16 protein-coding genes are annotated in these 20,658 nt (G+C 39.1%); 9 read left to right on the forward strand and 7 right to left on the reverse strand.

What is annotated here, in order from left to right:
• Positions 1-465 (reverse strand): copper chaperone PCu(A)C, encoded by a 465-nt coding sequence (locus tag AOC35_RS07845; RefSeq protein WP_159077522.1) that lies wholly within the window; start codon positions 463-465, stop codon positions 1-3.
• 227 nt (positions 466-692) lie between these two features.
• On the opposite strand from AOC35_RS07845, the gene AOC35_RS07850 reads away from it, so the two are divergent.
• Together AOC35_RS07850 and AOC35_RS07855 are read left to right on the forward strand one after the other, a co-directional pair.
• Entirely contained in the window at positions 693-1,388 is a 696-nt protein-coding gene (locus tag AOC35_RS07850; RefSeq protein WP_108646562.1) for an ABC transporter permease, read from the forward strand.
• On the forward strand, positions 1,381-2,037 hold the full coding sequence (locus tag AOC35_RS07855) for an ATP-binding cassette domain-containing protein (RefSeq protein WP_108646563.1): 657 nt from the start codon (positions 1,381-1,383) through the stop codon (positions 2,035-2,037). Before AOC35_RS07850 ends, AOC35_RS07855 begins: the two co-directional genes overlap by 8 nt.
• On the opposite strand, the gene AOC35_RS07860 is transcribed toward AOC35_RS07855, so the two are convergent.
• Entirely contained in the window at positions 2,030-2,932 is a 903-nt protein-coding gene (locus AOC35_RS07860) for a DMT family transporter (protein WP_108646564.1), read from the reverse strand. The genes AOC35_RS07855 and AOC35_RS07860 overlap by 8 nt on opposite strands.
• A gap of 213 nt (positions 2,933-3,145) precedes the next feature.
• Between AOC35_RS07860 and pepN the strand changes: the two genes are divergently transcribed.
• The 3 genes from pepN to AOC35_RS07875 all read left to right on the forward strand — a co-directional run bounded on the left by pepN (position 3,146) and on the right by AOC35_RS07875 (position 7,908).
• Positions 3,146-5,725 carry an aminopeptidase N gene (pepN, locus tag AOC35_RS07865; protein ID WP_108646565.1) on the forward strand — a complete coding sequence of 860 codons (2,580 nt, stop codon included), beginning with the start codon at positions 3,146-3,148 and terminating at the stop codon, positions 5,723-5,725.
• A 24-nt stretch (positions 5,726-5,749) separates the two neighbouring features.
• The gene (locus AOC35_RS07870) at positions 5,750-6,745 is read left to right on the forward strand and encodes a class 1 fructose-bisphosphatase (protein ID WP_108646566.1); all 996 of its coding nucleotides are present in this window, start codon (positions 5,750-5,752) and stop codon (positions 6,743-6,745) included.
• A gap of 110 nt (positions 6,746-6,855) precedes the next feature.
• Positions 6,856-7,908, forward strand: a complete 1,053-nt coding sequence (locus AOC35_RS07875; RefSeq protein WP_108646567.1) for an acyltransferase family protein — start codon at positions 6,856-6,858, stop codon at positions 7,906-7,908.
• Positions 7,909-7,926: 18 nt separating this feature from the next.
• Here the strand turns inward: AOC35_RS07875 and AOC35_RS07880 are convergent, their stop codons facing one another.
• The 3 genes from AOC35_RS07880 to AOC35_RS07890 all read right to left on the reverse strand — a co-directional run bounded on the left by AOC35_RS07880 (position 7,927) and on the right by AOC35_RS07890 (position 14,291).
• Entirely contained in the window at positions 7,927-9,297 is a 1,371-nt protein-coding gene (locus AOC35_RS07880) for an amino acid permease (RefSeq protein WP_425440641.1), read from the reverse strand.
• Between the two features lie 224 nt (positions 9,298-9,521).
• A complete protein-coding gene (cphA, locus tag AOC35_RS07885; protein ID WP_108646568.1) occupies positions 9,522-12,107 on the reverse strand; it encodes a cyanophycin synthetase in 2,586 nt (861 codons plus the stop codon).
• Positions 12,108-14,291, reverse strand: coding sequence for a cyanophycin synthetase (locus tag AOC35_RS07890; RefSeq protein WP_108646569.1), 2,184 nt, complete (start codon positions 14,289-14,291; stop codon positions 12,108-12,110).
• Positions 14,292-14,498: 207 nt separating this feature from the next.
• Between AOC35_RS07890 and AOC35_RS07895 the strand changes: the two genes are divergently transcribed.
• Both AOC35_RS07895 and AOC35_RS07900 read left to right on the forward strand, forming a co-directional pair.
• Entirely contained in the window at positions 14,499-16,781 is a 2,283-nt protein-coding gene (locus AOC35_RS07895; protein ID WP_108646570.1) for a cyanophycin metabolism-associated ABC transporter, read from the forward strand.
• 2 nt (positions 16,782-16,783) lie between these two features.
• Positions 16,784-17,248 carry a cyanophycin metabolism-associated DUF1854 family protein gene (locus AOC35_RS07900; RefSeq protein WP_108646571.1) on the forward strand — a complete coding sequence of 155 codons (465 nt, stop codon included), beginning with the start codon at positions 16,784-16,786 and terminating at the stop codon, positions 17,246-17,248.
• Here the strand turns inward: AOC35_RS07900 and AOC35_RS07905 are convergent.
• Entirely contained in the window at positions 17,231-17,986 is a 756-nt protein-coding gene (locus AOC35_RS07905) for a tRNA threonylcarbamoyladenosine dehydratase (protein WP_108646572.1), read from the reverse strand. The genes AOC35_RS07900 and AOC35_RS07905 overlap by 18 nt on opposite strands.
• 42 nt (positions 17,987-18,028) lie before the next feature.
• Here AOC35_RS07905 and pdxH point away from each other — a divergent pair, with 42 nt between their 5' ends.
• A complete protein-coding gene (gene pdxH / locus AOC35_RS07910) occupies positions 18,029-18,664 on the forward strand; it encodes a pyridoxamine 5'-phosphate oxidase (RefSeq protein WP_108646573.1) in 636 nt (211 codons plus the stop codon).
• A gap of 10 nt (positions 18,665-18,674) precedes the next feature.
• Here the strand turns inward: pdxH and msrA are convergent, their stop codons facing one another.
• Positions 18,675-19,244, reverse strand: coding sequence for a peptide-methionine (S)-S-oxide reductase MsrA (gene msrA, locus AOC35_RS07915; protein WP_108646574.1), 570 nt, complete (start codon positions 19,242-19,244; stop codon positions 18,675-18,677).
• Between the two features lie 19 nt (positions 19,245-19,263).
• Here msrA and AOC35_RS07920 point away from each other — a divergent pair, with 19 nt between their 5' ends.
• Positions 19,264-20,658 (forward strand): coniferyl aldehyde dehydrogenase, encoded by a 1,395-nt coding sequence (locus tag AOC35_RS07920; RefSeq protein WP_108646575.1) that lies wholly within the window; start codon positions 19,264-19,266, stop codon positions 20,656-20,658.

Raw genomic sequence — 20,658 nt, forward strand, 5'->3', positions numbered from 1 at the left:
TTAATGCATGTGGGATTGAGGGAGTGCTTTTACAGGCATTTTGACATCGACCTTACCTGCTTTTTCGAATTGCAAACTAATAGAAATAACGTCCCCGTCATTTAACGGCTCTTTTAAACCCATTAGCATCAAGTGATAGCCACCTGGTTTGAGTTCTACTTTTGATTTAGCCGGAATAGATAATGAACCTATATCACGCATCATCATACGATCACCCTCCATTTTCATTTCATGGATTTGAACGCTAGATGCTTTAGCAAAAGTAACGCCAATTAACTTATCAGCCGTGTCATTTGGATTATCAATCGTCAAGTACCCCCCGCCAACTGATTGACCTGGATTGGTTGCTCTAGCAAAAGCATCTTTAATTTGAACAGATTGAGCATTCACTAAAGGTGTTGATAAACTAAGTACCGCCGAAATAAGTAAGGTAAAAATCAACTGTGGCTTTTTAAAAAATTTCATTATTAAACCTAAAAGATGGATAAAAATTGATTTTAGCTGATTCAATAAATAGATGACGAATATTGAACACCTTTTTATAGAGGAAATTTCTAGATACCAAGTCCTTGAGAACTCAAAGGGATGGATCATTTTCATCAAAACATAGATCAGGTTGCCTAGGTTGCGAAGTTGATAAGTAAATCGCAGTAAAGGCTAAAATAGACTTTTAATTAGAATCAACTCAATCCATGTGGGAAGCTTTTATCCAAGCTGCGATACTACTAAAACAATTTGACTCAGAGGTTTGGCAAATTGTGGCAGTGTCTATTCAGACAAGTTTAAGTGCCGTATTAATTGGTACCTTCCTAGGCTTACCCTTGGGTGGCTTCTTAGCCACAAATACCTTCCCGGGTCGAAATCTGGTCATAACTATTCTGAATTCGGTGATGAATGTCCCCACAGTGATCGTTGGAGTTTGTATTTACCTTCTCCTGTCTCGAAGCGGGCCTTTAGGTGAATGGGGATTACTTTTTACTATCAAAGGCATGATTATTGCCCAAAGCTTAATCACCACCCCTTTGATTGCTGCGATTGCCAGACAAATCATTGCAGATGCTTGGGAACTTCACTCTCAAACACTCAAATCTTTTCATCTCTCAGGCATTTACTTAATTAAATGGACTCTATGGGAGTGTCGATTCTCTCTCGTTATTGCGCTCTTAGCGGGATTTGGAAGAGCCATCTCTGAGGTAGGTGCTGTCATGATTGTAGGGGGCAATATCGCCCACGCAACGAGAACAATGACCACAGCTATTTCTTTAGAAACCAGCAAGGGAGATCTACCACTTGCTCTAGCGTTAGGGATTGTTTTAATGGGGCTAGTACTATTCATCAATAGTATCGCCAATTTGATTAAATCAGCTGCAGAAAGAAAATATGGCTGACCCATTCTTCATTCACATACGAAACCTTGACCTACGTAATAATAAAAAATCAATTTTAAGGATTGATCAAGCGGCTATTCCGATAGAAAAAATCACATGCATCGTAGGAGAAAACGGTTCAGGTAAAACGAGTTTATTAAAATTGATTGCGGGCTTAGATAAAACCTCGCAGGCTTGCATTGATTTCCCAAAGCTAAGCACTTGCATGGTACATAATCAATCAACCGTTTTAAAAATGAGTGTCAAAGAAAATTTAACCTTGCTCAAGGATGTTGATAAATCAATCACATCCACATTAGTAGATCAAGTACTTAGAAAATTTCAATTAATACAATTTAGCAAAAGCCCTGCTCCTCTTCTATCTACTGGGGAAAAGCAACGCTTAGCTTTAGCAAGAGCTTATTTATTAAATGCACAATTGATTCTTCTCGACGAACCAACTTCCTCATTAGATGCAAATTCTCGAGATTTAATAGAAAGCTTCATCGTTGAAATGACGAATGAAGGAACGAGATTTTTAATTGTTTCTCATGATATACATCAAGTTCAGCGTTTGAGTGAACATGTCGTTTTCTTAGAAAAAAATCAAATCCGATCGATAATACCTACATACCAACATTTTAGTAACGAAACGCAGAAATTTAGTTAACAGATTCCTTGACTACTTTTTTGAATGGCAAGATCCCCACTGCTAAAGCAGTTCCTAACAAAATAATGCAGCCGCAAAGAATCATTTGCAAAGTTGGTTCTTCATTTAGGAAAATATCACCCCAGAGAATACTGAAGACTGGGACCAAAAAGGTGGTCGAAATAGCAATCGCCGGACTGGTTTGCTCAATTAATCGGTAAAACAAAAAATACGCAATCGCAGTCGATCCAACCCCGAGGCCAATCATTCCAATCCAAGCTGTATTAGGGACAAAACCCGTCGGAAAATGCTGGTAAGCTGGGATTGCAAGAACAAAGGACCCGAAAATCATACTGACCATCGTCATCCCTATTGGATGAATTCCATCACAGTATTTTTTCATATAATTTGTAGCAAACCCATATGAAATCGTGACACCAATACTTGCCAAAAAAGGCAAACCAAGTCCGCCAACGCCAAAATCTACTTTACCCCATACCAATAAAACAATACCTAAAAATCCAAGCAAAAGACCTAATAATCGAAAACGATTTAAGTGATCTTTTAACCAAAAAGTCGCAATAATAGCAGTCCAAATTGGTGAGGTCGCATTTAAGATAGCCCCAATCCCAACATTCAGATATTGCATCGCATAAGTGAATAAGGTAAAAGGAATAACCGAATTAAAAATTGCAATGACAAAAGTTTTTTGATATTGAGGCCATGTCATTTTTAAATGCTGCCACCAACGGCGATTAAATAGACTGATGAGCCCAAGACAAATAGCTGCAATCAACATTCTAGATTCAGCAACTACAATCGGTTCGATATGACCGGCGGTAAACTTCATAAAAACATAAGAACCACCCCAAAGGGCACTTAATAAAATAAAGTCGATAATGTTTTTAATTTTCACGTGTTTATTATGCTACAAAAGCACGATGAGACATTTATTGAGTCAAAACAAGTTCACAATCTTGGAACCAATAACCACTGATTTTTTTAAATTAATCAACAGTTCCTCGGTCAATGTTGGCACTTAGTGATAGCTTCTCGCTTTTTCGGGAATAATTGTGACAAAAACTTAAAAGCACGCTTAATCTCTCTCAAGAGCCAATACAATATACATATGAATAATATAGATAACCCAAGCGTATTCCACCGAAACGATTACGTCGCCCCCAATTTTGCTATCGATCAAGTTTATTTAGATTTTTCTTTAAATCCGAATAAAACCATCGTTAAATCAACCCTTCAAATGCGACGATTAAGTCCAGGTTCACTCGTTCTCAAGGGTGAAGACTTGGAGTTAATCAGTATTTCCGTTAACAATGAGGACTATCGTCAGTTTGAGCTAAACAGTAAAGAGTTAATCCTGCATCACTTACCAGAAGCGTTTGAACTAGAAATTACTAGCTCCAATCAGCCAAATATCAACACAAGTTTGATGGGCTTATACGTTTCAAATGATAATTTTTTTACCCAATGTGAGGCTGAAGGTTTTAGGAAAATCACCTATTTTCTGGACCAACCCGATGTTCTTTCTAAATACACCGTCAAATTAAGTGGCTCAAAAGTGGATTATCCAGTTCTGTTATCCAACGGTAATTTAATTGAAGAGGGAGAGCTTAATAATGGTTGGCACTTTGCAGTCTGGGAAGACCCTTTTCTAAAGCCCTCTTATTTGTTTGCTTTAGTTGCAGGAAAACTGGAAGCTCTGGAGCGCCATTACGTTACGAATTCTGGAGAGAAAAAATTATTACAAATTTGGGTTGAAAAAAAGGACCTATCAAGAACAGCTCATGCCATGGAAAGTCTTGTCCACTCCATTGAATGGGACGAAAAGCGGTTTGGCTTAGAACTCGATCTAGAGCGTTTTATGATTGTCGCCGTTGGCGATTTCAATATGGGAGCAATGGAAAATAAAGGCCTCAATATTTTTAATACCAAGTATGTATTAGCAGATCAGAACACAGCTACTGATACTGACTTTGCCAATATTGAAAGTGTTGTAGGACATGAGTATTTCCACAACTGGACGGGTAACCGTGTGACCTGTAGAGATTGGTTTCAGCTTTCACTTAAGGAGGGGCTTACCGTCTTTCGTGACCAGGAATTTTCAGCGGATTTGATGGGCTCAGCCTCTGGTAGAGCGGTGAAAAGAATTGAAGATGTCAGACTGCTCAGACAAGTTCAATTTCCTGAAGACGCAGGTCCAATGGCCCACCCAATTCGTCCAGATAGTTATCAAGAAATTAATAACTTCTATACGGTTACAGTATATGAAAAAGGCGCTGAAGTAGTTCGTATGCTCCACACTCTTTTGGGTGAGGAGGGCTTTATGAAAGGTATGAAACTCTATTTTCAGCGTCATGATGGGCAAGCCGTTACATGTGATGATTTTTTAGCTTGTATGGCTAATGCTAATAACTTTAACGCAAAGCAATTTAAGCATTGGTATAGTCAAGCAGGAACTCCTCGCGTTAAAGTCAAAGAGCACTTTGATGAAATAAATAAAACTTACACTATCCAACTCAGCCAGTATTGCCCTCCATCACCTAATCAATTGGTCAAAGAGGCGTTTCATATTCCATTAAAAACAAAATTACTATTTCCATCACAACCTACTGAAGAGTTCTTGATTGAATTACAGCAGACGGAACAAGAGATAGTTCTAAAAGATATCCTTCAAAAACCAATCTTATCCATTAACCGTGATTTTTCAGCACCGATTATTTTGGAATTTGACCAAAATGAGAATGAGCTTCTTACCCTGATTAGCCATGATGATAACGCTTTCAATCGTTGGGAAGCTATCCAAAAGATAGCATCTCAGAATATTCTAAATAATCTAACCCCAAGTCAACCCTTGATTGAGGCATATCGAAACTTAATCCTAGACCCAGATTTAGATCCAGCATTTAAAGAACTATGCTTTACCTTGCCTGCTGAAACTTATTTACACGAACAATTAGTTACAGTTGATCCACAATTAGTTCATCAAGCAAAAGCCAAATACCAAAACGAATTGGCACTGGCTTTAAAAAATGAATGGTTAACCCTTTATCAACAAAATAGAAGTACAGGCGAATATAGTCCGAACCCGATTGATGCTGGAAAAAGGGCTTTAAAAAACTTCGCATTAAAAATGTTGTTGGAAGCCAATTTATCTGTGCATGAACAAAGAGCTTTCGAGCAATTAAACACCTGTGACAACATGACAGATTTTTTAGCCGCTCTCACCCTTTTAGTCCATTTTGAAAGTACTTACTCAGCACAGGCACTCGAGTTGTATTATCGGCGCCATCAAGAAAATGATTTAGCGCTAGACAAATGGTTTGCAATTCAGGCAACTAAGGCTCCACTCAATCAGCGCAGCATGCTTGAAGAAATTCGCCAACTTAAACAACACCCTGATTTTAAAATTCGTAATCCAAATCGTGTCAGAAGTGTTATCCATACCTTTTGTATGAATAATCCAGCAGGATTTCATGATATTTCAGGGCAAGGCTATGAATTTTGGTACGACAATGTCCTAGAATTAGATGGAATCAATCCACAAGTTGCAGCAAGACTAGCAAGAGGATTAGATCGCTGGAAAAAGTTTAAAATACCATATCAAACCATGATGCACGCACAATTAGAAAAGCTTTTAACAAACCCATTATCTAATGATGTAAAAGAAGTAATTCAGAAAGCATTATCTTAAGTAATTTAACTATTGAAGTCCCCTATGACAAATTCATCCTCTCCAAATTTAGAATTATTTTTGCAACAGCAAAATATACCCGAGCAATTAAAAGAACTATTAATGCAAGTTGCCAAGTCTTGTGACTCCATTAGTCAAGCTGTTAATCGAGGAGCACTCGATAATATTTTAGGTTCAGCAGGAAGTGGCAATATCCAAGGTGAAACTCAGCAAAAACTAGATATTCTCTCCAATGATATTTTATTAGATGACAACGTATCTAGTGGTCTTTTGGCTGGTATGGCCTCGGAAGAAATGGATACCATTTATCCAATACCCAATGACATGCCAAAGGGAAAATATCTGTTGTTGTTTGACCCACTTGACGGCTCATCCAATATTGATGTGAACGTATCAATTGGTACCATTTTCTCAATCCTTGAAACGACCCAAAGTGACTCAGTTACTGAACAGGATTTTTTGAAGCCTGGCAATATGCAAGTCGCCGCAGGTTATGCTTTATATGGTCCGCAAACCATCCTTACCCTCACAACTGGGTCTGGGGTTCATATGTTTACCCTAGACCCAAATAATAGACAATTTATTTTGACTAGATCAAATGTATTGATCCCTGAAGACACGAAGGAATTTGCGATCAATATGTCAAATTTGCGTCATTGGGATACTCCAGTGAAGCGTTATATTGATGAGTGCATCGCTGGCAAAGAAGGTCCTAGAAATAAAGATTTTAATATGCGCTGGATTGCATCAATGGTGGCAGATGTCCATCGCGTCCTAACGCGCGGGGGTATCTTCATGTATCCATGGGATAAAAGAGATCCAAACAAACCAGGCAAATTAAGATTGCTCTATGAAGCAAATCCAATGAGTTTTTTAGTAGAACAAGCTGGTGGCCTCAGTATTAATGGGCCAGAGTCGATTTCAACTATCCAACCGAATCATTTACATGAGCGTGTTTCGGTGATTCTAGGATCTAAAAACGAAGTTGCTTTGGTACAAGAGTATCATTTACAGAAATAAGATGTTAATCCCCTGCTTCACAAGCGAATTTTTAATAATTTACTTGTAAATTAGATTGCTTAAAGTGCCAGTGCCGATAACTTTAATTAACTCACCATCTTGTAAAGATAATGGTTCAACACTCTACTAATTTTAAAAATCATTTTTTCACGATTGATTTATTAAAATCCCTTGCCGTTCAAATCATCATTCTTCATCATTTAAGTAATTATGGTGATATTTCATATGCTGCTAGGGAATTATGGCCGGCGTTCTTTGAATGGTTAGGCAATTACGGGCGATTCGCAGTACAAATTTTTTTAGTCATGGGTGGCTATTTGGCTATCAAGAACATCTCTACCCAAGTTTCTAGTAAAGGCCTTTGGTTAACTGTTTTAAATCGTTATTTAAGACTTGTGCCAACTTACTTTACTGCGTTACTGTTCACTATCCTCTGCGCTTCAGTTGCACGCTACTTTAATTATCAGTTATATATGGGGCAACCCGAAACAATTTGGCAAGTGTTAAGTCACTTGTTATTACTGCAACAAATATTAGGCTTTGAATCCATTTCTTTAGGTGTTTGGTATGTAGCGATAGATTGGCAGCTTTATGTTTTTTTTACCATGATCTTCTTTTTATTAAAGTCTTACCGATGGTCGATCTTAGTACTAAGTATATTTATGTTGGCGGCATTTAGTTACTATAGTCAGAAAGTTGAATTCGAAGATTATTTCATTTATTTCATTGGGGTATATGGTCTGGGTATGATTGCTTTTTTGTGCGACGACAACTTGCACGAACCCACCAAAGTCATTGCAAAAATTTTATTCGTATTCTTTGGCGTCATTATTTTTTCTTCGGTACTGTTTGATTTAAGTATTAAAAATGTTCTTGCTTACGCTGTTGCTTTATTACTTATTTGGCAAGGTAAAAGACCATATAAAGAATCTTCCATTAAGTGGGCAAAGTTCTTAATATGGATCAGCCAAAGATCCTATTGCGCTTTTTTGATGCATTTTTCTTTTATCCTACTTGGCAATACGATATATTTCCTTCTTGATCTTCACAGCTCTAAATTTGCCATAGTAATGATGGTGATGATTATGATTGCAAGTTGGGTTGCAGCTCATTTCCTGTATCAACGAATTGAATATCCTGCACGGAAGTTTCAATTTCGCTGATACATTTAAAAAATCATTTCAATTTCTTTTGTTCAAGCCCAATAAATAATAGAAAAGAATTAGACTTATAAATATCGTACTACCGACATATAAGCCGATGCGAGTTTCCTCATAAAACGATATAAGTCCAATCACTAGCAAAATAAATACCGTAGCAATATAGCTAGAGTAGGGCCAAAACTTACATTTAAAATGTAGGTTTTGAAGTTCTGAATCCCTTAGCTTTTTTCTAAAACATATTTGCGTGTACAAAATCGCAATCCAAACACACAAACCAACGAGAGTTAGAGCTGATGTTAAATATAGAAATGCTTTTTCTGGAACAAAATAATTTAACAAAGTTCCAATTGCAGAAAGAAGCACTGTTAGGAAGACTGCTGACTTTGGCACCCCAGAGATGGAAATCTTTTGTAAAAATTGTGGGGCATAGCCATTTTTCGAAAGACTAAGTAATAATCGACCACCACTAAAAATACCAGCATTGCAGGATGATAATGCTGCTGTAATGACGACAAAATTGACAATACCTGCAGCTTCTCGCAATCCTAGGCGCTCAAACATCGCTACAAAAGGACTACCACCTTGATGAGAAATTTCATTCCAAGGATAAATGGCTAAGATTACCAAAAGTGCACCAACATAAAAGATGATGATTCGAATGATCAATGAATTAATTGCAATCGGAATTGTTTTTTCTGGAGATTCCGTTTCACCAGCAGAAAGACCAATCATTTCAATACCGATATAAGCAAACATCGCCATCTGAATAGAAATTAAAAAACCCTCTAAACCCTTGGGGAAAAATCCTCCATGTTTCCAGATATTGTCAAAACCTACTGGTATGCCACCATTGGTAAATCCAAAGAGAATGACTGAAAATCCGATAGCAATCATAACAACTATCGCAACCACTTTAATCAGTGCAAACCAAAATTCAATTTCTCCAAAAAGTTTTACCGCCACAAAATTGAGTAATCCCATCATCATGAGTGCACTAATTGCCCATATCCACTGAGGATATTCTGGGAACCAGATACCCATATAAATACCTACAGCGGTTACCTCTGCAATCCCTACAATCATCCAATAAAACCAATAACTCCAACCCACCATATAACCCATTAATGGGCTTACATAATCATTGGCGTATTGCGCAAAGGATCCTGCCACAGGTTGATGAACTGCCATTTCTCCCAATGCTCTCAATACGACAAAGGCAACTAAGCCAGCTAAGATATAACCTAACAAGATAGAAGGTCCTGCGTAAGATATTGCGGATCCAGATCCTAAAAAAAGTCCAACTCCGATTGTTGATCCGAGTGCCATTAGGCGAATATGACGTGCTTTAAGATGCCGCTTTAGAGAATGTTGCGATGCGCTTTCGGGAATCTCATCCAAAGTTTTTAGGGTTTCATTGATTGACACTTACCACCTCCTTTAAAAGTCAGAATTGACATTGGGAGGATAAAAAAATACGGACTATTTGCATAGCCCGTACTTTATTAAATCTAATTTATTCGATAAAACTAACTTGGACGTTTAGTTCTTTCTTCTTAGAAATCAGTAAAATTTATTTTTCATGTTCCTAAAAATAATTTGAAATTAACTCCAATTTAGTGGTTTTTTTGCGTCAATTGTCCTAAATACTGTAGGGACTCTTCTACTTGGTCAATTAATATTAGACATAAATCATCCTGTTGCAGTTGATTTAATGCCGTATCAATAGCCAGAAACTCTCCACGAATCTCTTCAATTGATTTCGTTTTGCTTGCACCAACTAAACCTTCTCTCAGAAGAGAAATGACTTCCCCATCAGCACGGCCTCTCTGACATTGATCTTCATAAAGAATCACTGAATCAAAAGCCTCTCCAAGAATTTTTGTTTGTGCTCGAATATCATCATCACGTCGATCACCAGCTCCACTAATCACGACGAATCGACGTTTAGCCGCAATAGAATTTGTCGCATCGACCAAAGCCCTTATAGCGTCTGGGTTATGCCCATAATCAGCAATCACTGTAGCGCCTTTAAATTTAAATAAATTAAATCGACCTGGCGCGGTTTGTACATCACTGACAAAGCTTTTTAAACTTTGCTCAATCGTCTCCCAAGGAATATTTAGGGCCCAAGCTGCAGCAATAGAAGCCATCACATTCTCAACCTGAAAACCAATTTGACCGCCCTCAGTTAGAGGAATATTTGCTAAGGAAATTTTTCGTATTACTTGATTACCAATGACCGCATGCAAGTTATCTTGGTGCCTAAAAATCGCTCTTTTACCTTGAGCTCGGTGGGATGAGATGATTGGATGATGGCCATTCAGAGCAAAAAAAGTAACCTGCCCTCTACAATTACGAGCCATCTTAGCAACTGCAGGATCTGCCGCGTTTAGCACTGCCATACCCGTTGTTGGAACATTCCTCACAATGACGCCTTTGACTAGCGCTAACTCTTCTACCGTATCGATATAACCCATTCCAAGGTGATCGCCTTCTCCTAAGTTTGTGATTACCGCTACATCACACATATCAAAACCTAGACCTTCTCGAAGAATGCCACCTCTTGCTGTTTCAAATACTGCTGCATCCACTTCAGGATGCATCAAAATATTTCTCGCACTTTTCGGTCCACTACAGTCCCCTGTGTCGATCCTTTCATTTTCTACGTAAATACCATCCGTTGAAGTGAAACCAACACGCTTACCTGTCCCACGAATCAAATGCGTAATTAATCGCACGGTTGTCGTTTTTCCATTCGTACCAGAAACTGCGACAGTTGGAATTCTGCCATTTTCACCTTCCGGAAAAAGTAATGAAATGATGGCTTCGCCCACGGGTTGCGCTTTCCCATAGGAAGGATTTAAATGCATCCGTAAGCCTGGTGCAGCGTTAACTTCTACAACACCCCCACCCTGCTCTTCTAGAGATTTGTAGACGGCCTCACAAACCACATCCACTCCACATACGTCAAGCCCTACCATTTTTGCAGCAGTCACTGCACTCGCAGCTAAATCAGGATGGACATCTTCTGTCACATCCGTTGCACTCCCACCCGTGCTGAGATTTGCATTGTTACGTAAAACAATTCGCTCACCTACTCTAGGAATAGAGTCAACTTGATAATTTTGTTTAGCTAACGTGGCAATCGCAATATCATCCAAACGAATTTTAGTGAGGGGGGTTGCATGGCCATCCCCTCTGAGAGGATCAAGGTTTACCTTGTCAACTAACTGCTTAATCGTTGATACGCCGTCTCCATTAACATTTGGAGGGTCACGTCTGGCTGCTGCAATCAGTTTATCGCCGACAACAAGCAATCGAAAATCTTGACCTGGCATATAGCGCTCAACAATAATTTTTGAACCATAATGTTGAGCAACTTCAAACGCCTCTCTAACCTGAGATTCTGATTGAATATTGACAGCAACACCTTTACCTTGATTTCCATCACGGGGTTTAATCACTACCGTATTACCCAATTTACCTAGCTCATGAGCAACCTGGACAGCATCTTCTGCGTTATCAACAACCTTCCCCATCGGTACAGCTACTCCCGCCGCATGGAGCAAATCTTTTGTTAATTCTTTATCCTGAGCAATCGCTTCTGCAATTGCGCTCGTTTGACTAGTTTCTGCTGCCTGAATACGTTTTTGCTTGCTTCCCCAACCAAACTGAACCAAACTACCCTCAGTTAACCTTCGGTAGGGAATATTTCTTTCGACTGCAGATTGCACTATCGAACCAGTGCTAGGTCCAAGACGTATATCTTCATCTAGAGCACTCAGTTTCTTTAAGGCAGCTTCCAAATCAAAAGATTGTTTACTCACTGCCGCTTTTATTAAATCGACACCAAAATTAAATGCCATTCTACCAACGGACTCCTCGCTATATTCCACTACAACTTGAAATACACCAGGTTCTTTAGTTTTAACGGTTCGACTAAAGGTTACTGGACAGCCCGCTTGAGCTTGTAAGCCTAAAACAACATGTTCCAATACCAATGCCATCGAAATCAATTCATCCATTTGATTAACTCGCATTAATCGTAACTGGGGGAATAATGTTCTTAATTCAATCTCAAACTCTGCCAAATTCTCAATCACTTGCTCTTGGTCATCGCAATGAATAATCGCCTCGATAGCGGTATGACGGCTCCATAAATTAGGGCCTCGGAGTGCTCGAATACGCTGAATTTCCAATTAAACCTCCAATGATTCTGGCGAATATGCCTCAAGACCTGCCTCAATCGTTTCTAAAGGAATTTCAATTGCCCACAAAGTTGCGATTGCGCTAACTATCTCTAGTAAGTTTTTACTGGACTTATTAGCCTGAAAGTAAGCCACATCAGCTAAAGGAATTGAATAAACTATTTTTTGTCCCTTATACAGGTGAATAGCCTCTGGATTGCCTACGATTGTACTTTTGCCCTCAGAGCGATGTTTTTCAATTAACGTGTTCTGATGGTTTAAAGTGAAAAAGATGATTTCTTTACCTGGATTAATTTCAGCAATTTCAGCAGAAATTGCTTCATCTGCATTTAAAACAGCAATTCCTTTTTCAGGAATAAGGGCATCAATTTGTGTACGGTGAACTGAAAATAATTGTCGTTCTTCAACGATTGAGTCTTCCGGAAAAGTTTCTTGTAAATCGACTGAGGTGATAACACCTACCTGACACAAATCATAAGGTAAGCCTTCATTAATAATCCCCTTAGGCGTAGCTTGAATCACAGCAGCAGTTACCATCGGATTCATGAGTGTTCTTCGACCACTATCCCACTCCGACGAATTCATTCTTTGCACAGGATGTTGGTTAAAGTAGAGTCCTTTTTCTGATGAAAGGCCAACATAGTGATTAGCTAGTTTTAATAAATAGGCGCATAAGTGAGCCACTTCTTTTGCACTAGAAGAACCACACACCCCAATCACTGGGATTCTGCCAACACTATTATCTGGAAATAAGTGTTCAATAATGGCGCGTCCTACTTCTCGAGGTTTGCCTTTGGCAGGCTTAATATGCATCAATAAACCAGGCCCTGCATTCACCTCAACAATAGCAGCACCTTGTTCCTCCATTGGCTTAGAAATATCCTTGGCGACCAAATCTACGCCAGCAATATCTAAACCAACCACTTTGGCAGCTAAAACTACTTTTTTAGCAACTGAAGGATGAACTAGATCCGTTACATCAAAAGCCACATTGCCGTTTCTTTGAATCAAGACTGCACGACCTAGAGCTGGGATACTCTCTGGCTCAAAACCCTGACTTTGCAACTCTAAATGGGCAATGGAGTCGATTCTAACTGGATTTAAAGGGAAGTCCTCAGAAGATCCTCGCCTAGGATCAGAGTTAATTTGGCGATCAATCAACTCTAATATGGTGTGCAAGCCATCACCAATTACTTTACATTCTTCACCCTTGGCAGCAGCTACTAAATGATCACCAACCACTAATAAACGATGTTCATCTCCCTCGATAAACTTTTCAACTAAGACCCCGCTACCCTCTTCAACAGCTACCTTGTAGGCAGCAATGATTTCTGACTCTGTTTGTAAATTGGTAAAAACACCACGGCCGTGATTTCCATCTTGAGGCTTCACTACCACGGGGAGTCCAATCGATTGGGCAACTTCCCAGGCATGTTCAGGATTGTCAACAAGCTCCCCCTCAGGGATAGGAACTCCGACTGTCGATAGTAAAGATTTAGTTAAATCTTTATCTCTAGAAATTGTTTCAGCAATCGCTCCAGTTTGAGCAGTTTCAGCAGTCCAAATACGTTTTTGGAGGGCTCCATAACCGAGTTGAACTAAATTACCACTCGACAATCGGATGGAGGGTATCGACTGCTTTACTCCAGCATTAACGATCTCTCTGGTACTAGGCCCTAGGCATAAATCATCAATTAACTCTCTTAAATCTTCAATACAGGGCTCTAAGTCAAAGGGTTGATCTTGGATCAAGGAGAGTAGCAATTGCCTAGCATATTCGATTGCTTTTCGAGTAACTTGCTCATGAGGACTTGCCACAATTAGTTTATAAATCCCTCTATTAGTCGTTTCTCGAGCTCTTCCGAAACCACCTGCAAATCCAGCTAACCCCTGTAACTCAAGGGTGAGATGCTCCATAATATGTACTGGCCAAGTACCTTCCTCTACTCTTTTTAAAAATCCACCACGTTCTTCATAACTGCAACGGTGCTCAACAAGGCTTGGTAATTTGTTCACTAAACGATCATAAAAACCTGGGATCTTATCGGATGGATAATCTTCCAATTCCCCAATATCAATCCATGCCTCTAACACTTCTACCCAACACCACATATTTGGACCACGAATATGCTTAATTTGTAAAATTTCTATTTTCTTATCAAGTAGTTGTGGCATTTATGTTTTTCTAATTGTTTGGAGACTGAGATTCATTAAATTTAATAAATTATTAAAAAACTCTTAATGTGTATTTTATAAGTATATAACTCCATTGTTCACGAAAAGTTGACATTACTCAGATGCAATTCATTAAAATGCCATCAGTAACTAAAATTGAATTTCAAAAATGTTACAAATTTCAATTCTGTCCACTATACTTTTCTGATGGATTCGAATCTAAATCATATCTCCGCTAATTTTCCATTACCCTTAAAGTGGAAAAACATTGTTCAATCTGAACAATTATGGGAATCTTCACTGACCTTATTAAGTTGCTTAGAGATAGACTTAAATCAACATCTCTTCTTTGAGAAATCCCTTTTAATTTTGCTGTCAACCGAGCGACGTGAACAGTTTAAAATTTTGCAGATTTCAACTGCGGGAAAAATCATTGGGGAATGGTCTTTTGGATCAGAAGCTTATTTTCAACAGTATGATCATGCTGGAATTGGTCATATTAGGCTCTTAGAATTTGAACAGCATATCGAATCGTGGCACCATACCCTATCCCTTAATTTGGCAGTAAATCAGTTCAAAGAGCAATTTCAGAATCGTTCTAAAAGTGCAGAGTCCACCTCTTTATCGCTGGTTAATGAGGTTAACTGTCCATATTGTCAAACGCCACTTCTGCCAAACCAAGAACAATGCTTGGTATGTGACCCAGAAAATGAAGTTCCTCCCTCAACTTGGACTCTTTTTAAGTTGTGGCGTTTTGCAAAACCTTATCAATCTCAACTCATCCTTGGTTTTTTTCTAACCATCCTTTCGACTGGAGCGACTTTAATCCCTCCTTATATCACCATGCCATTAATGGATGAGGTATTGATTCCTTATCAAGCCACCAAGGTAATGAATTTTGATTTGGCAGCCATGTACTTAGGGGGGCTTTTACTAGCCGCCTTAATGGCATGGGGTCTTGGCTGGTGGAAAACTTATATTCTTGCCTTGGTTAGTGAGCGAATTGGCATGGAACTTCGAACCAAAACGTTTAACCATATGATTCGCTTGTCTTTAGAGTATTTTGGTTCGAAAAGAACGGGTGACTTGATGTCTCGAATTGGTGCTGAAACCGATCGAATTTGTATATTCCTCTCATTGCATTTGTTGGATTTTGCTACGGATTTATTGATGCTAATCATGACCGCCTGCATCTTGATTAGTATTGATCCTCTATTGGCATTAGTCACTTTAATGCCTTTACCCTTTATTGCTTGGATGATTCATTTTGTGAGGGATAAACTGCGCTTTGGCTTTGAAAAAGTCGATCGAAACTGGTCAGAAGTGAATAATGTCCTCTCAGATACCATCCCAGGTATTCGAGTGGTAAAAGCCTTTGCCCAAGAAAATCGAGAAAATCAACGCTTTATTCAAGCAAATCAACGAAATTTAGAGGTGAATGATCAGGTGAATAGAATCTGGGCATCCTTTGCACCTACGGTAACCTTACTGACAGAAATCGGTTTATTGGTGGTTTGGGGATTTGGCATTTATCAAGTAGCTAATGATAAGATCACGGTCGGAGTTTTAACTGCTTTTTTAGCTTACATTGCACGCTTTTATAGTCGAATGGACTCGATGAGTCGAATTGTTTCCCATACTCAAAAAGCAGCCGCTGGGGCCAAGCGAGTATTTGATATTTTAGATCACGTATCCAGCGTCCCTGAACCTACTCAACCGGTGCCAATGAACCAGCCAGTTCAAGGGAAGATTGAATTACGCAATGTTGGCTTTCGTTATGGCAACCGTGCAGTCACCAAAAATATTAATTTAGATATTCAACCGGGTGAAATGATTGGATTAGTTGGACATAGCGGCTCTGGTAAAAGTACCCTTGTGAATCTTATTTGTCGTTTTTATGATGTCAGCGAAGGTTCAGTGAAGATTGACGGTGTTGATGTAAGGTCCATTGCTATTGATGAGCTAAGAAAACAATTCGGGATGGTCTTACAAGAGCCGTTTTTATTTTTCGGCACTATTGCTGAAAATATTGCCTACGGTAAACCAAACGCTACCCGCTCTGAAATCGTCCAAGCAGCTAAAGCAGCCAATGCCCATGATTTTATTTTGCGCTTACCATTAGGATACGACTCCTTAGTCGGCGAACGAGGTCAATCCCTGTCTGGCGGCGAGCGACAAAGGATTTCTATCGCGCGTGCCTTATTAATTAATCCTAGGATCTTAATACTAGATGAGGCCACCTCCTCAGTTGATACCACCACAGAAAAAGAAATACAAAAAGCACTAGATAATTTAGTTCAAGGGAGAACTACCTTGGCCATTGCACATAGGTTATCAACTTTAAGAAAAGCAGATCGACTGATTGTTTTGGATAAAGGTGAAATTGTTGAAGTTGGTAATCATGATGAATTAATGTTAGCTCAAGGCACTTACTATCAACTCTATCAGGCCCAAGCGAGACATGCTGCCGAAATTGCGGAGTCCATTTAATTATGCAAGGTTACACAATTAGCAAAAACAAGAATGGTACTGTCAAAGCTGAAGACTCTCAAGGTACAGTATTTGAGAATATTCGTATTACTAGAGCCTTTCCAATTTCAGATCCTGAGAATGGTTTTTCAATTGTCGATTCAGATGGACATGAATTAATTTGGTTCGAAAGTTTGGATGAATTAACCCCATATGAGCGAAATATTGTTAGTGAGACACTTTCTCAAATCGAGTTTATTCCAGTCATCCACAAAATCTCAGGACTGAATACTTTCTCTCTTCCTAGCATGTGGGATATCCAAACTGACAGAGGTCCGACTAGACTCAAATTAAAGAGCGAACAAGATATTCGCAGGATTTCTGATGTGGCGCTTTTAATTACAGATGCTGATGGTATTCAATATTTATTGAAAAATAGAAAAACTATTGATAAACAAAGCAGAAAAATATTAGACCGTTTTCTTTGATGCAATGATTTTGGTAATGATATAAGAAGCGCAAATCATACCAAAACTAGCTGTCACTGTTACGCCAGAGCCGTAACCATTACAAGCTAATCCACCGTTTGCAATTCCTTTTCTTGGTTCACTCGAATAGACCACTTGCACCTTCATTTTTTTCTTTGGATTTTTTTCAAAGCCATGTTTTTGTCTGAGTAATGCACGAATCTTCGAGAGTAATGGATCTTGGGTGGACAGTGATAAATCGGCTATTTGAATCGCTGTAGGGTCTGACTTACCTCCAGCGGCACCCGCCATCACAAAAGGAATGTGATGGTATTTACACCAGACAGCTAAACTAACTTTTGTTTTTAAATCATCGGTTGCGTCTAATACAAAACTCCCTGAGGGAATGTAGGTTTCAATATTTTCAGGCTTTAGAAAATCATCAATCATATGCACCATTACATCGGGATTAATCAGTTGTAAGCGCTGTCGCATCGCTGCCACTTTAGACTTTCCAAACTCACCATCTAAAGCGTGTAATTGTCGATTCGTATTGCTAATTGAGATGTGATCAAAGTCAATTAAAGTAATTTCGCCAACGGCGCTACGCGCAAGCGCTTCTGCAGCCCAAGACCCTACACCACCTAAGCCAACCACAATGACGTGGGCATTTTGTAAGGATTCGTATCCATCAACTCCGTAAAGTCTAGCTACCCCCCCTAACCTTCGCTCAACAGTGATTTCAGTTGTATCATTCATTGTATTCAGTATTATTTACTTTCAATTCAGGTTATTAAAACGATGAATAATTTAGCAGATTTAAGAAAAACGTATTCCAAAGGAAGTTTATCTGAAAAAGATGCCTTAGATAATCCTTTCGAACTATTTAAGCTTTGGTTTGACCAAGCAAGTAAAGCACAATGTCCTGAACCGCACGCCATGAGTCTTGCTACCGTCAACTCCGATGGCGCACCGAGCTTGAGAACCGTTCTTTTAAAGGGCTTAGAAAACGATCAATTCGTCTTCTATACAAATTATTTAAGCCAAAAAGCAAATGAGATGAAAAACAATCCGCAAGTTGCTCTATTGTTTTTTTGGCATGAACTTGAAAGACAAGTTCGAGTTGATGGCATAGTACAAAAAGTGTCCGCTGAAATGAGCGATAAGTATTATTACTCCCGTCCACTAGCCTCGCGCATTGGGGCCTGGGCATCAAGTCAGAGCGAACGTGTTCCGGATCGTGAGTATCTAGAAAATCAAGAAAAGTTTTACCTTGCAAAGTTTGGCGAAAATCCCCCAAGGCCAGAGCATTGGGGGGGATATATGGTGGTGCCCCACAGAATCGAGTTTTGGCAAGGCAGACCCTCAAGACTGCATGATCGGATTAGCTACACTAAACAAGACAACCAATGGGTAATTAGCCGCCTAGCCCCGTAATTTTGAATACTTAAGATGAGCTTGATAAAGAAATTGCTTTAAAAGTCTTTTGAAATTTTTGTAGTTTTGGAGCCACCACATAAGCACAATAACCTTGCCCAGGATGCTGTTTAAAATAGTTTTGGTGATAAGCCTCTGCCGGATAAAAAGTGGGGGCTAACATAATTTCAGTGACAATGGTATCAGCGTAGGTTTTTTGGGTAGTAAGTTCATTAATTACATCTAAAGCGCAATTAATTTGATCTTCATCTTCACAATAAATAACGGATCTATACTGCGTTCCAACGTCATTCCCCTGACGATTTGGGGTGGTTGGGTCGTGGATGACAAAAAACACTTCTAAAATTTGACGATAAGTAACTTCATCAGGATTAAAATGAATCTGAACAACCTCAGCATGTCCCGTAACCCCATCACAAACAGACTCATAATCAGGAAATTCAACATGACCCCCTGCATATCCAGAAATAACTTGATGAACGCCTCTAAGGTCCTGATATACAGCTTCCAAACACCAAAAACAACCACCACCTAATGTTGCAATTTGTAATTTATTATCTAAATCAATTGAATTAATCATTTCACCTTCTCACGTATTTATGAACCCATTTTTATATGATTTTGACTTAGCAAGTCAAGCCTACCTTCTAGATCCTTGTCCAACCGTTTCAGTTCGAAAAGATAGGATTAATCGTCTGTTAACTATGTTAAATGAAAATGAGGAAAATCTCTGCAAAGTCATTCAAGCAGATTTTCATTTTCGTAACAACATTGAAACGCAAATAGCCGAAATTGCGATGATCCGTAGTTCAGCAAAATTTACTTTAAAGAACCTAAATAAATGGGCGGCTAAGCAAAAAGTGCCTAACCCAGCCTATTTAAGGCCCAGCAAAGCTTATATAGTGCCTCAACCCAAGGGTATTGTTGGCATCATGAGTCCATGGAACTATCCCTTGGCCCTAGCGCTCATTCCAGTAATTACTGCTTTTGCAGCGGGTAACCGCGTCTGGTTAAAACCTTCAGAACGCTCAGCACGCACTTCCGGTTATCTCGCCACCCTAGTTCAACAATACTTTAATCCTGCCGAACTGACCGTGATTACTGGGGGAGCTGATGTTTCAAGGAATTTTTCAGAATTACCCTTTCACCATTTATTATTCACAGGTAGCACGAGTACTGGACAATTAGTCGCAAAAGCAGCTGCTGAAAATTTGACACCAGTCACCCTTGAATTAGGTGGAAAGTCGCCAGCCATTATTGATACTTCCGTAAATCTAGCTGATGCTTGTGCAAGAATTATGTATGGTAAGTTATTTAATGCCGGCCAAACTTGTATTGCCCCTGACTACCTTTTAGTTCCTCATCACTTACTTGAAGAATGCATTAATGAGTTACAAAAAAGTTTTCTAAAAATGTATCCTACTGATGAAGGTTTAACCCATCCGATTGATCAAGCCCAATTGACTAGATGGAATTTTTTACTACAGGATGCAATTGATAAAGGCTTTCAAACGATTCCATTGGGCTTAGCAGATGAAACACATCACTCACCATTTGTGCCAACCCTCGTATTAAAGCCTACCAGTCAATCAGCAGTAATGCAGGAAGAAATTTTTGGCCCTATTTTGCCAATTTTAGGATACGACAAGATTCAAGATGCATATGCCTTTATCAATCAAAGGCCAAACCCTCTTTGCATTTACTATTTTGGTCAATCATCAGCCAACATTTCCCTGCTTTTAAATCAAACAAAATCAGGCGGTGTTACTTTGAACGACACCTTACTGCACTACAGTTCACATTACCTGCCCTTTGGTGGAGTTGGTGCAAGTGGAATGGGCTCTTATCATGGAAAATTTGGTTTTGATACCTTTAGTCATTTAAAGCCAGTAATGGAAATGAGAAGTTTTCTTGGCATCAAATCGCTAGGTGGAACCAAAATGGCTCATCCGCCCTACGGTAACCGAATTAAAAAACTTCTTAAGATCCTTTGA

The sequence above is a fragment of the Polynucleobacter rarus genome, from assembly GCF_003072505.1.
Classification (GTDB): Bacteria; Pseudomonadota; Gammaproteobacteria; order Burkholderiales; family Burkholderiaceae; genus Polynucleobacter; species Polynucleobacter rarus.

Coding starts and splice junctions, on each gene's coding strand:
- AOC35_RS07905 (WP_108646572.1), bottom strand. CDS start 17,986: ATGAATGATACAACTGAAATCACTGTTGAGCGAAGGTTAGGGGGGGTA.
- pepN (WP_108646565.1), top strand. CDS start 3,146: ATGAATAATATAGATAACCCAAGCGTATTCCACCGAAACGATTACGTC.
- AOC35_RS07890 (WP_108646569.1), bottom strand. CDS start 14,291: ATGCCACAACTACTTGATAAGAAAATAGAAATTTTACAAATTAAGCAT.
- AOC35_RS07850 (WP_108646562.1), top strand. CDS start 693: ATGTGGGAAGCTTTTATCCAAGCTGCGATACTACTAAAACAATTTGAC.
- pdxH (WP_108646573.1), top strand. CDS start 18,029: ATGAATAATTTAGCAGATTTAAGAAAAACGTATTCCAAAGGAAGTTTA.
- AOC35_RS07920 (WP_108646575.1), top strand. CDS start 19,264: ATGAACCCATTTTTATATGATTTTGACTTAGCAAGTCAAGCCTACCTT.
- AOC35_RS07895 (WP_108646570.1), top strand. CDS start 14,499: ATGGATTCGAATCTAAATCATATCTCCGCTAATTTTCCATTACCCTTA.
- AOC35_RS07875 (WP_108646567.1), top strand. CDS start 6,856: ATGGTTCAACACTCTACTAATTTTAAAAATCATTTTTTCACGATTGAT.
- AOC35_RS07870 (WP_108646566.1), top strand. CDS start 5,750: ATGACAAATTCATCCTCTCCAAATTTAGAATTATTTTTGCAACAGCAA.
- AOC35_RS07845 (WP_159077522.1), bottom strand. CDS start 465: ATGAAATTTTTTAAAAAGCCACAGTTGATTTTTACCTTACTTATTTCG.
- AOC35_RS07855 (WP_108646563.1), top strand. CDS start 1,381: ATGGCTGACCCATTCTTCATTCACATACGAAACCTTGACCTACGTAAT.
- AOC35_RS07900 (WP_108646571.1), top strand. CDS start 16,784: ATGCAAGGTTACACAATTAGCAAAAACAAGAATGGTACTGTCAAAGCT.
- msrA (WP_108646574.1), bottom strand. CDS start 19,244: ATGATTAATTCAATTGATTTAGATAATAAATTACAAATTGCAACATTA.